Origin of the sequence: Campylobacter concisus, from assembly GCF_902460595.1 — a bacterium.
GTDB classification, from domain to species: domain Bacteria; phylum Campylobacterota; class Campylobacteria; order Campylobacterales; family Campylobacteraceae; genus Campylobacter_A; species Campylobacter_A concisus_BL.
Map to the genome: position 1 here is coordinate 796,654 of NZ_CABPVA010000001.1, position 11,126 is coordinate 807,779.

The following is an 11,126-nucleotide window of genomic DNA, read 5'->3' on the forward strand; positions in this document are numbered from 1 at the left end:
TGGTGCTATTTATGCACTATTTTTATCAAGAATGCTTTTAATACCTATAAAAATTTTAAGTCACAAGCTTACAAATTTAGATGAGAAATTTCTAAAAGAGATCGATATCAAAAGCTTGCCAGACGAGTTTTTGCCACTTGGTAATAGCATAAATAGACTAATTTCTCGCATACAAACCTTTGTCTTATACCAAAAAGAACTCTTTGTAGGCGTTGCACACGAGCTAAAGACGCCGCTTGCCGTTATGAAAACTAAAAACGAAGTTACGCTTTTAAAACCACGCGAGAGCGAAAAATACATAGAAGCGCTAAAATCAAACAACGAAGCGATCAACGGCATGAACGCTATGATAGGCTCTGTCCTTGAGATAGGTCGTCAAGAGGGCGCGCAGTTTGAAGAGCCAGTAAATACCGATGTGATCGCGTTTTTGAAAAAACTTGGCAAAAACTACGAGGTACTCGCAAAAGGTGAAGAAAAAAATCTCGCACTCGATCTAAAACCTGAAATTTTTAACCTAAATATCCAAACCAGCCTACTAACTCACATCGTGCAAAATTTCGTCCAAAATGCTATTAAATTTTCTCCAAAAAATAGCACGATTACGATTAGCTCAAGGGTTGAAAAGAGCAAATTTATCATCGAGGTTGCCGACGAAGGCGTGGGCATAGACGAGAGCAAGGATCTGTTTGCTCCATTTAAAAGATACGGCAACAAAGGTGGTGCTGGACTTGGACTATTTCTCGCAAAGGGCGCAGCACAGGCACTTGGGGCTGAGATATCTATCAAAAATAGAGAGAATACAAACGGAGCAGTTGCAAGCCTCGTTTTAAATTTAAAAGGATAAAAAATGGCAAAGAGAACCGCAGTGATCGATCTTGGCTCAAATTCTATGCGTATGGCGATATTTGAGCGCACGTCACGCTTAGCATTTTTTATACTAGCTGAATACAAAACCAAAGTGCGACTAGGTGAAGGTGGATACGGCTCAAATAACGAAATTTCAGAAGCTTCAATGCAAAAAGCGATCAAAGCTTTTGGCGAATTTGATAACATCATAAAAAGCTACAAATGCTCTAAAGTCCTATGTGTCGGCACCTCAGCACTTAGAGATGCTCCAAACTCAGGTGTTTTGATCTCTCTTTTAAGAAAAAAACTTGGCATAAATTTAAAAGTCATTGACGGCAAAGAAGAGGCTACTTTTGGAGCGATAGCGGCTAAAAATTTACTTCACAATCTAGCCGAGTGCGTCACTATCGACATCGGCGGAGGCTCGACCGAGCTTGCTAGGATAAGTAACGGCAAGATAGTCGATGTCCTCTCGCTTGATATAGGCACAGTAAGGCTAAAAGAGCTATTTTTTGATAAGAAAAATTTAAACAAGCTACCCAAATTTCTATCGCAGATCACGGCGCAGATAGATAAGCGATTTAAGTGTCCAAATTTAATAGCGATCGGCGGCTCTTTAAGAGCGATCTCATCGGCCATAATGAGCAAAAATTTATATCCGCTCTCATCGCTGCATGGCTTTTGCTACAAGCTTAGCGACGAGCAAGCCTACATCGAGAGCATCGCAAACGTTAGCGTGCTTGAACTAAATAAATTCCCTATAAAAAAAGATAGATATGACACTATTAGAGAGGGCGCACATATATTTTTAGCCCTTGCCAAGGCGCTAAATGCCAAAAATGTCATCACAAGTGGCGTTGGCGTAAGAGAGGGCGTCTTTTTAAAAGACTTTTTGCGTCCAAGTCTTAAATTTCCAGAAAATTTTAACCCAAGCGTCAAAAGCCTACAAGACCGCTTCATCCTCTCTTGCAACAAAGCCGTGGCAAGATACGCAAAGGATATTTTTGTGGCGCTTAAAAAGCTTCATGGGCTAAATGAGAGCTATCTTGAGACGCTGCTAATTGCTGCAAAGCTCCACAACGTCGGTCAAGAGATAGGCTTTTACGGCGATCACAAAAACTCAGCCTATATCATACTAAATGCCCTAAACTACGGCTTTTCACATGAGCAAAAGGCACTAATAGCCGCAGTCATCGGCACAAATGGCAAGAAAAATATTTATGAGTTTGAAAAGTATAAAAATTTATTGCCAAAGGCTGAGTGCGTAAGGTGGCTAAGCTTCATCCTTGCGCTAGCCAAGGCACTTGATATAACCTGTGAGAAGATAAATTTAAGCTTTGAGTTTAGCGGCCACACACTAAAAATAGAGGGCGCAAAAGAATTTGCCATGGCAAAAGAAGAGATAAAAAAGATCGCAAAACCTGAAATTTTTGCCATTTCGTTTGTATAGGACAAAAGTAGCTGATAATTTTAAAAAACGCTAGTGTATTTGGGCAAATTTTAAAATTTCATGAGCGAGTAATTTCGGCTCTAAAAGTTAAGCAAAGAGATAAGCGAAGTCAAAATTTTAGTAGTCAATTCTTGCGAGTGAGTGGGATTTTAAAATTTGTAGGCTCGCAACTACGTGGCAGACACGAGAAAACCGTCCCCTTATCCCCCTTTTTAATCCTCCAATCCCCTCGCTCATTAGAAGTGCATGCTTCAGTGCTTCGCACTACATGAGTTTTATATGAGAGAATTTATTGCAAATTTTAAAATTTATGAAAATGCTCTTCTAAATTTTTAAATTTAGTAGCGAAGCGGGGCTAAAATTCCCCGCTCATTTTGTCTTTGTAGTTATTTAGGCTATTTTGGCGCTCTTGCAAAAATGAGCCGAGCTTTTTCTTGTTTTCTTCAAAAAAGACTGCGAAGTCCTGCTCATTTTGGATCTTATCCTCGCCAAAGCTATCAAGCATGACATTTGAGCTGCCAACTATCACTAAATAGCGCCTATTTTCGTAGCTTAGAAGCATTAGCTTGTTTGTGCGGTCAAGATATTTTTCATATATGATATTGACGCCGCTATTTTGATTTTTAAGCAGCCAGTTCATCGACTTTGTGTCGTTTTGTGGTTGATTTTGCGGTGTTTTAAATCCACTGAAGTCACTACTTTTTGAAGTGATATATCTTTTAAAAACATATAAAAATATAAGAAGCGCAATGAGCACACTTAGGACGATGAAGTATCTCGAATCAATATTAACCATAGGTTCATTTTCTGTCTTTGGCGTGCTAGTAGTTTCTATCTTTGCGCTTGCTTGAGGCATATTTTGCACCTGCGTTTTTGTGTTTTTTAGCGTTACGCGGATGCGAAGTCCGAAGCTGTCAGTTGTCTTTGAAGCATTTACGATGATCGCATCGTTTGAGCGCAAATTTAAAACTAAAGAGTTTTGCTTTGGCTCTATCTCAAGCTCTTGAATAATCTTTGAGTTTATGTCCTTGCTCGCGCTTTGATCGTAGCTTAGAGAATTTAGTATCAAAGAGGTCGTATCTTTTTCACGCTTTTGAAAGATATTACCCTCGTAAGGCGCATCAAAGCTAAGCATGATGTCGACCCTGTCGGTACGCTCATAGATATTGTATGTTAGCAAGTTTGAGGCAAATATCTGCGTAGCAAAAAGCACAAAAAATAGTATAAATTTCATAAAAGTTCTTTTTTGAAGTACTGAATAACTGACTTTGAGTCCAAAATTTCATTTATCCTGATGGCTAAATTTTTCTCATAAACCATTACTTCGCCTTTTCCAAAAATTCTATTATTTATATATAGCTCCACACTCTCGCCAGCTGGTTTTTCGAGGTCTATGACCGAGCCAGCTTCAAATTTCAAAAGCTCATTTATGCTAACTGTGGTAGTTCCTAGCTCAGCTATAAAATCAACACTTATATCCATAAGCTCGTCATAGCTCTTAAAAAGCCCTAGCTGTTCTAGTGTCTCTATCGCACCTTCGTCGTTCATTGTATCTTGTAGCCTATTTGAAATGTTCTATTTTTTATCTTATATATAAATTTCTCTTTTAGCTTTATGCCAAAATTCTCAACCTCGCCCAAAAACTCAGGCGTTCCAAGCTTATAAGCATTTGGCTCTTTTTCATTTAGTAGATTTTTAGCCTTGCCGATGATCTGATTGGCTATCTCTTTGCAAAGATCGTCCAGATCGCCACCATCAACATCTTCGTGACCAAAAAAGGCATTCATGAAAATTTTTAAAGTATCTTTTTTAAAAAATAGATAAAACTGATACTCACTTTTGCCCTTATAAACTGGTATGCTAGCCCCGTAAAATCCTTTACCAAGGCTCTTGCCAAACTCTAAATCCAACCCCAAAGTATCCTTGCAAAGATAGCTCGTGGCTTCATCTATAACTTTTCTCATATCTCTTCCTTAAGACTTGAAATGCGCGTTAATTATACTTTGGCTTTACTAAATTAGCTATAAATTTATTAAGCATTTTAAAAGAGTTTATCGACCTCTTTAACTAGCTCTTTTGCGCTAAATTTGGCGCAAAGCTTGACTATTTGCGTGCCTATGATCGCAGCATCAGCATATTTTTTCACTTCACTAACGTCATCTTTGTTTTTGATGCCAAAGCCCACAGCCACTGGCAGATCGCTCTTTTTCTTAAGCTCTAGGACTAAATTTTTTATCCTATCTTCATCAGCTCTTTTTGAACCGCTAACGCCGATAGCACCTAGTACGTAGATAAATCCTGAGCCAAATTTTAATATCTCATCCGCCCTGCCCCCAGAAGTGACGCTGATAAGTGGTACAAGGCATAAATTTAGCTCCTTGCACTTTAGAGCAAATTCCTCGCACTCCTCACAAGGCAGATCTGGCACGATAAAGCCGCTAACTCCCGCCTCACGTGATCTTTTTAGAAATTTATCAACGCCGTAAGCAAAGATAATGTTGTAATAAACTAAAAAAACAAGTGGCTTTGTCACTTTTGCCTTGCAGTCTTCAAGCATATCAAAGACAACGTCGGTATTTACGCCACTTTGAGCTGTCTCAAAGCTAGCTTGCGCGATGAGCTTGCCATCAGCCAGCGGGTCAGAGTATGGGATACCGATCTCTAGCAGATCAAGCGTGCTCTCATCTAAATTTTCTAAAAATTCCTTCGTTTTTTCTAAGCTTGGATATCCAGCCACGATGTAGCCGATGTTTGCCTTTTTGCCGTTAAATGCGCTTTTTACCTTATCCATAAATTTTTCCTTTTTCGTAGCCGATGACTGTGTTTATGTCCTTATCGCCCCTGCCTGAGATATTTACGACGATGACGCTTTTTTTATCAAGTTTTGGGCAAAGCTTCTCCAGATACGCCACCGCATGCGCGCTCTCGATGGCTGGGATGATGCCCTCCATCTTGCTTAGAAAATACAAGGCATTTATGCACTCATCGTCGGTCACGGCCTCGTATCTTACCCTTTTGATGTCGTTTAGGTGGGCGTGCTCTGGGCCGATGCCTGGGTAGTCAAGACCAGCTGAGATGCTATGTACTGGCGAGATCATACCGTATTCATCTTGCAAAACAGTCGTTTTCATGCCGTGGATGATGCCGGTTTTGCCTTTGCTAAGCGTAGCTGCGTGATAAGGGGTATCTATGCCAAGGCCGCCAGCTTCTATACCTACTAAATTTACGCTCTTATCGTCCAAAAACGCACTAAAAATGCCAATAGCATTACTACCGCCACCAACGCAAGCGATGACGTAATCGGCCTTTTTGCCGTAGTCTGCAAGCTGAGCTTTTGCCTCTGTGCCGATCACGCTTTGAAAATCACGCACGATCTTTGGATATGGGTGTGGGCCAACGGCTGAGCCGATGACGTAAAATGCACTTTCTATCTCATTTACCCACGCTTGTATGGCCGCCGTAGTCGCCTCTTTTAGCGTTTTTAAGCCATCTTCTACACTCACCACCTTTGCGCCAAGAAGCTGCATACGAAAGGCATTTAGCTGCTGCCTAGCCACGTCTGTTGCGCCCATATAGACATCACACTCTAAGCCCAAAAGTGCCGCTGCAGTTGCTGTTGCCACGCCGTGCTGACCAGCTCCAGTCTCAGCTAAAATTTTCTTTTTACCCATTTTTTTAGCAAGCAGCGCTTGAGCTAGGGCGTTATTTATCTTATGCGCGCCCGTGTGGTTTAGATCCTCACGCTTGAGGTAAATTTCATGTCCATAGTGCTCGCTTAAGCGCTTTGCAAAAAAGAGCGGACTAGGCCTGCCAACGTAGTTTTTCAAAAGATCATCAAGCTCGTCTTTAAACTCTTTTGTCTTTGCGATGCTCTCATAAGCATTTTCTAGCTCATCAAGGGCAAACATCACTGTCTCAGGCACGAACTGCCCGCCAAATTTTCCAAAATACGCCTTACTATTCATCTTCTACCTCACCTATGATCTTTAAAATTCTCTCTATCTTTTTCGCATCTTTTATGCCATTTTCGTCCTCGACTTTTGAGTTGATATCGACTAGATATGACTTAAATTTGAGCGCCTCTTTTATGTTGTGCTCGCCTATGCCTCCAGCCATGCCAAATTTAAACTTAACCTCTTTTAAAATTTCCCACTCAAAGCTAGTGCCATTTCCGCCAGCATTTTCGCCCTTACAGTCAAAAAGCGCCATATCAAAATGCTTAAAATCAACCTCTGGCAAGCTATCTTTCACGCTAAAAACCTGCCAAATCTCAAGCCCCATATCTTTTAAATTTGCCTCTAAATTTTCACTGATCGCTCCATGCACCTGAGCCACGTCAAGACCAGCAAACTGGCAAATTTCCATTATCTCACAATCACTTTGCTCCGCAAAAACACCAACCACTTTTTTGCCCTTGCTATGAGCAAATTTGGCTATCTGCCTAGCTAAATTTAGCTCGACCTTTCTTTTGCTTTTGGCAAATATTAACCCGATAAAATCAACATCCAAAGCGCAAACCGCATTTGCCTCATCTAGCGTTTTGATGCCACAAATTTTAACTAGCGCCATTAGCCCCAGCCTTTATAAACTCTTCATAAAATTTATACGCTTTGCCTGAATTTATCGCTTCAAGTACCATTTTTTTGGCCTCGTCTGGGCTCTTTGCGCCATCAGCCGCGTAGAGTGCAAACATCGCATTAAAGACCACGATGTCAAATTTCGCCCCCTGCTCCTCGCCTTTTAGCGTGCGGATCAAGGTTTTGGCGTTTTCTTCAGGTGTGCCACCCTCGATATCGCTGTGAAGCGCTCTTTTAAAGCCAAACTGCTCTGGCGTGATGCTGTACTCAAAAATTTCGCCATTTTTTAGCTCCACAACGCTCGTTTCACTGCAAAGCGTGATCTCATCAAGTCCGTCATCGCCGCGAACGACTAGAGCGTGCTTTCTACCAAGGATCTTAAGCGTCTGGGCATAGAGTTTTAAAACAGGTTTATGATAGACGCCAACTAGCTGATTTGTAAGGTTTAAATTTGGATTTAAAAGCGGTCCAAGCACGTTAAATACGGTCCTTATACCAAGTCTTTGACGCACTTCTCTCACCTCACCAACTAGCGGATGGAAAAATGGTGCGTGGAAAAAGGCTAAATTTTTACTAGCTAAATTTTCGCGCTGTTTTGCCAGTGATTTTTCACTTTTTACGCCTAAAATTTCAAGCACATCAGAGCTGCCAGACTTGCTTGAAACTGCTTTATTGCCGTGTTTTGCGACCTTTATGCTAAGGCTTGCGAGGATAAATGCCACTGTGGTTGAAATATTTATCGTCTTAAAGCCATCGCCGCCAGTACCGCAAAGATCGATCATAGGCGTATCATCGCGGTAAGTTTGCGAGTATTTTAGGATATTTTTTGCAAGCGCAGCGAGGCTTTTTGGATAGAGGCTCTTTTCGCTAATTAGCACCAAAAGGGCTGAAAGCTGCACGATCTCGTACTCTTTGCTAGCTATTATCTCGCAAATTTGCTCAAAGTCACTATCATCAAGCGGAATATTTTCTTGAAGCTTGATAAGATATGGCTTGAGTGAGCGGATTTTAGGCTCTTTTACCTCATCTTTTGCCTTGTAATTTACAAAATTTTCAACGATCTTTTTGCCGTATTGCGTGAAGTAGCTCTCTGGGTGAAACTGGATGCCAAATATCGGCTTATCTTTAACGCTAAGTGCCATAACTACGCCATCATCGCTCACCGCATCAGCGCTTAAGCTAGCTGGGAGCTCATCGACATAGAGCGAGTGGTAGCGCATAACTTCAAAGCGCTCAGGCAGTCCAGCAAAGAGCGGCTCTTTATTTTTCACGTCGATAAATGAGGTCTTGCCGTGAAGCGGGTCGTCTAGCCTTTTTATCTTTGCGCCAAAACTAAGCCCTATGGCTTGGTGTCCAAGGCAGATGCCAAGCACCGGCACGCCAAGGTTGGCCTGCAAAATTTCTAAGCAAACTCCGCTATCTTTTGGGTGCTTTGGTCCTGGGCTTAGGATGATCTTACTTGGGTTTAGTTTTTTGATCTCTTCAAGCGTTATCTTGTCGTTTCTAACGCATCTAACCTCTTCGTTTGTGAGCTCTTTTACGTACTGCTCAACGTTGAAGACAAAACTATCGTAGTTATCTATAAGTAAAATCAATCTCTATCCTTTTAAATTTAGCGGCGGCTACGCGGACTAAATATTATAAATTTAGGTGAGATTATAACTAAAAGAAATTTTAATTAGGCTTTTGTGCGGCTCTCGTAGGCTTTTAAGAGTGAGAGCATATCGACGTTTTCTAAATTTACCCCAGTTGGCACGCCTTGAGCGATCTTGCTAAATGAAATTTCACTCATGCCAAGCTTATCCTCGACATAAAGCATGAGAGCGTCTGAATTTAGCCCCGGTGTAAAGGCGAAAACGACCTCTTTTGAGCCATTTTGCTTGATAGCGCTTCGCAGCCTCTCTATGGCGTCCTCGTCAATATCGTCAAGCACGAAGTAAAGGCCGTTGTAGATGCCATTTTGCTCAAAAACCAAGATATCTTTTGGGCTCTCAACCAGCAAGATGACCTCGCTGTCCCTGCTCTCGTCGCTGCAAATGTCGCAAATTTCATTTTCGCTTAGCCCACCACAACGCTCACAGCGCTTGATAAACCTTACCGCGTCTTCGATATTTTGCGCCAGCCTTAGCCCTGCAAAGCTATCTTGCATGCAGACAAAGTAGGCAAATCTCGCGGCTGATTTTTTACCGACACCTGGTAGCTTAGCAAATGACTCAGTTAGCTCGTTAAATTTCTCTAAGCCCCTTTTCATGCGCGTTTTGCCTTTGCTCGAAGTAAAATTTTAAAGACGTGATAGCCGTCCTCGTAGTCATATACAAGCTCAAATTTTTGCATCTGGCAAATTTGCTCGATGATGTAAAGTCCAAGCCCCATACCGCTTCCCGCACTCACTTTATCGCCTCTCACAAAAGCTTGTTTGTAGTAATCAATCGGGTGATTTAGCTTTTTGCCTAAATTTTTAACCGCTATAAATTCGCTATCGCAGATCAAAATGGCTTTCTTATCCTCTGCGTATTTTAGGGCATTGTCTATCAAATTTTTAATCGCCAAACTAAAAAGCTGAAAATCAACTCTTAATAAGACGTCATCTCTGATGTCACAGCTCACTCGCTCTTCAAATTTATCAAGCATGAGCATATCTTGCACCTGCTCTAAAATGAGCGAGAAATGGCACTCTTGATAGTTTAGTGCGTAGCTTTTTGAAAGAAGCTGCTCGACCTTGCTAAATTCATTTATAAGCATCTCGAGGCGCTCAAAAACGTTTATGAGCCTCATCTTTTGAGTGTCGTTTGCGACCATCTCAGAGACGATCCTACCCTTGCCAATAGGCGTCTTTAGCTCATGCATGATCGCACGTAAAAATAGCTGCCTTGAGCGAATTAACTCTCTGATCTTGCAAACGGCGTTGTCAAATTCAACCGCGACCTGCCCGATCTCGTCTTGCTCGTTTTCATTTAGCCTAGCAGTCATCGCCATCTCCATGTTTCCGCTGGCAAATTTTCTGATATCTTTGCTCAGTCTTCTAAGCGGCAAAAGGCTTCTAAGCACCGAGACATAAAGCGAGATAAGTAGAGCTGAGATGATCAAAAATGCCACCCAAAGCGGGTCATTTACGTGCCTTGCGTCGTTACTTTCAAGTATCAGCTGAAAAGATGGATTTTTGATAAGTAGATACAAATCGCCTTTGTAATTAACCGACTGCATCATGCCAAGAGGCGTGTGTTGCGTAAAAATAGCGTTTCCACTTGTAGTAACTGAGGTGGCTAAATTTTTGTTGCCGACATATTCTAGGTTGAAATTTTTAAAGTAGTGCTCCAAATCTCTTGGAGGATTGCCACGCTCGTAAAGCGCCACAAGATAGTTCATGGCGCTTATTTGTTTGTCTTTTAGCTTCTCAAGGGCACTTTCTTGCTGAATGTTTGCAAATGTTACAAAGAGCAAGCACATCAGCGAGAAAGCGATGGCAAAGATGATAGTTATCTTGGTGGTTATGGAGTATTTCATCCGATAAGCTTATATCCTATGCCTCTAACTGAAAAAATATGTTTTGGCGCTTTTGAGCTGTCGCCTATCTTTGTTCTAAGGCGTCCGATGATAACATCTAGGCTCTTTGAGTCCTTGTCTTTTAGGCTCTTGCAGTTATAAACTAGCTGCTCGCGAGATACTGAAAAGCTGTGCTGTTTGATGAGATAGGTTAAAATTTCATACTCAGCTGGCGTAAGAGCAAGAGCTTCATTATTAAAGTAAATTTCATGACGCTTGTCGTCTATCCTAAATGCGCTATCAACGACCTCTTCTTGCACTTCATTTGTCTTTTTATATCTTCTAATAAGGCTTGTGATACGAGCATACATCTCTTTTGGATCGTATGGCTTTGGCAGGTAGTCGTCCGCTCCAAGCTGAAGGCCAACTACCTTGTCACTGATGTCACTGCGAGCTGAGCTTATGATAATAGGTATGTCGTATTTTTGGCGAATTTCTTTGCAAACTTCAAGGCCGTCTATACCTGGCAAAGTAAGGTCAAGTATGAGCAGGTCATAGTTTTTTATCCCTGCGCTTAGGCCTAGATATGGGTCTTCAAAGTTAGTCACTTTTATATTAAAGCTATCAAGATATTCAGATAAAATTTGAGCAAATTCTGGATCGTCTTCTATCATTAAAACGTTAATCATAAATCATCCTTTTCATTAAAAAATAGTAGAGATTATACGGCAAAAATGTAAATTTTTTTTTAAATTTAAACTTTTTTGGAT

The 11,126-nt window shown here is 41.3% G+C and carries 12 protein-coding genes; 2 read left to right on the forward strand and 10 right to left on the reverse strand.

Features of this window, described 5'->3' with window-relative positions; translation table 11 throughout:
- Both F3G86_RS03890 and F3G86_RS03895 read left to right on the forward strand, forming a co-directional pair.
- The coding region (locus tag F3G86_RS03890) for a sensor histidine kinase (RefSeq protein WP_223228535.1) at nt 1-844 on the forward strand (844 nt) is incomplete at its 5' end.
- Nucleotides 845-847: 3 nt separating this feature from the next.
- Nucleotides 848-2,296, forward strand: coding sequence for a Ppx/GppA phosphatase family protein (locus F3G86_RS03895; protein ID WP_149723044.1), 1,449 nt, complete (start codon nt 848-850; stop codon nt 2,294-2,296).
- 355 nt (nt 2,297-2,651) lie between these two features.
- Here the strand turns inward: F3G86_RS03895 and F3G86_RS03900 are convergent, their stop codons facing one another.
- The 10 genes from F3G86_RS03900 to F3G86_RS03945 all read right to left on the reverse strand — a co-directional run bounded on the left by F3G86_RS03900 (nt 2,652) and on the right by F3G86_RS03945 (nt 11,045).
- Complete coding sequence (locus F3G86_RS03900; protein WP_149723045.1) at nt 2,652-3,530, reverse strand: excinuclease ABC subunit A; 879 nt, start codon at nt 3,528-3,530, stop codon at nt 2,652-2,654.
- Nucleotides 3,527-3,844 carry a flagellar motor switch protein FliN gene (gene fliN, locus F3G86_RS03905; protein WP_002942551.1) on the reverse strand — a complete coding sequence of 106 codons (318 nt, stop codon included), beginning with the start codon at nt 3,842-3,844 and terminating at the stop codon, nt 3,527-3,529. The genes F3G86_RS03900 and fliN overlap by 4 nt, the downstream gene beginning before the upstream one ends.
- A complete protein-coding gene (locus F3G86_RS03910; protein ID WP_002942548.1) occupies nt 3,841-4,260 on the reverse strand; it encodes a chemotaxis protein CheX in 420 nt (139 codons plus the stop codon). The genes fliN and F3G86_RS03910 overlap by 4 nt, the downstream gene beginning before the upstream one ends.
- Nucleotides 4,261-4,337: 77 nt before the next feature.
- Complete coding sequence (gene trpA, locus F3G86_RS03915) at nt 4,338-5,087, reverse strand: tryptophan synthase subunit alpha (protein ID WP_149723046.1); 750 nt, start codon at nt 5,085-5,087, stop codon at nt 4,338-4,340.
- Nucleotides 5,080-6,261 carry a tryptophan synthase subunit beta gene (gene trpB / locus F3G86_RS03920; protein ID WP_103605345.1) on the reverse strand — a complete coding sequence of 394 codons (1,182 nt, stop codon included), beginning with the start codon at nt 6,259-6,261 and terminating at the stop codon, nt 5,080-5,082. Before trpB ends, trpA begins: the two co-directional genes overlap by 8 nt.
- Entirely contained in the window at nt 6,254-6,865 is a 612-nt protein-coding gene (locus F3G86_RS03925; RefSeq protein ID WP_107944447.1) for a phosphoribosylanthranilate isomerase, read from the reverse strand. The genes trpB and F3G86_RS03925 overlap by 8 nt, the downstream gene beginning before the upstream one ends.
- Nucleotides 6,852-8,468, reverse strand: a complete 1,617-nt coding sequence (gene trpD, locus F3G86_RS03930) for an anthranilate phosphoribosyltransferase (protein WP_107944448.1) — start codon at nt 8,466-8,468, stop codon at nt 6,852-6,854. The genes F3G86_RS03925 and trpD overlap by 14 nt, the downstream gene beginning before the upstream one ends.
- Before the next feature lie 83 nt (nt 8,469-8,551).
- Nucleotides 8,552-9,124: a recombination mediator RecR gene (gene recR, locus F3G86_RS03935; RefSeq protein WP_107944449.1), complete on the reverse strand. Its 573-nt coding sequence runs from the start codon at nt 9,122-9,124 to the stop codon at nt 8,552-8,554.
- Nucleotides 9,121-10,377 carry an ArsS family sensor histidine kinase gene (locus F3G86_RS03940; RefSeq protein WP_107944450.1) on the reverse strand — a complete coding sequence of 419 codons (1,257 nt, stop codon included), beginning with the start codon at nt 10,375-10,377 and terminating at the stop codon, nt 9,121-9,123. The genes recR and F3G86_RS03940 overlap by 4 nt, the downstream gene beginning before the upstream one ends.
- Nucleotides 10,374-11,045 (reverse strand): response regulator transcription factor, encoded by a 672-nt coding sequence (locus F3G86_RS03945; protein ID WP_009294394.1) that lies wholly within the window; start codon nt 11,043-11,045, stop codon nt 10,374-10,376. Before F3G86_RS03945 ends, F3G86_RS03940 begins: the two co-directional genes overlap by 4 nt.
- Nucleotides 11,046-11,126: the final 81 nt, after the last annotated feature.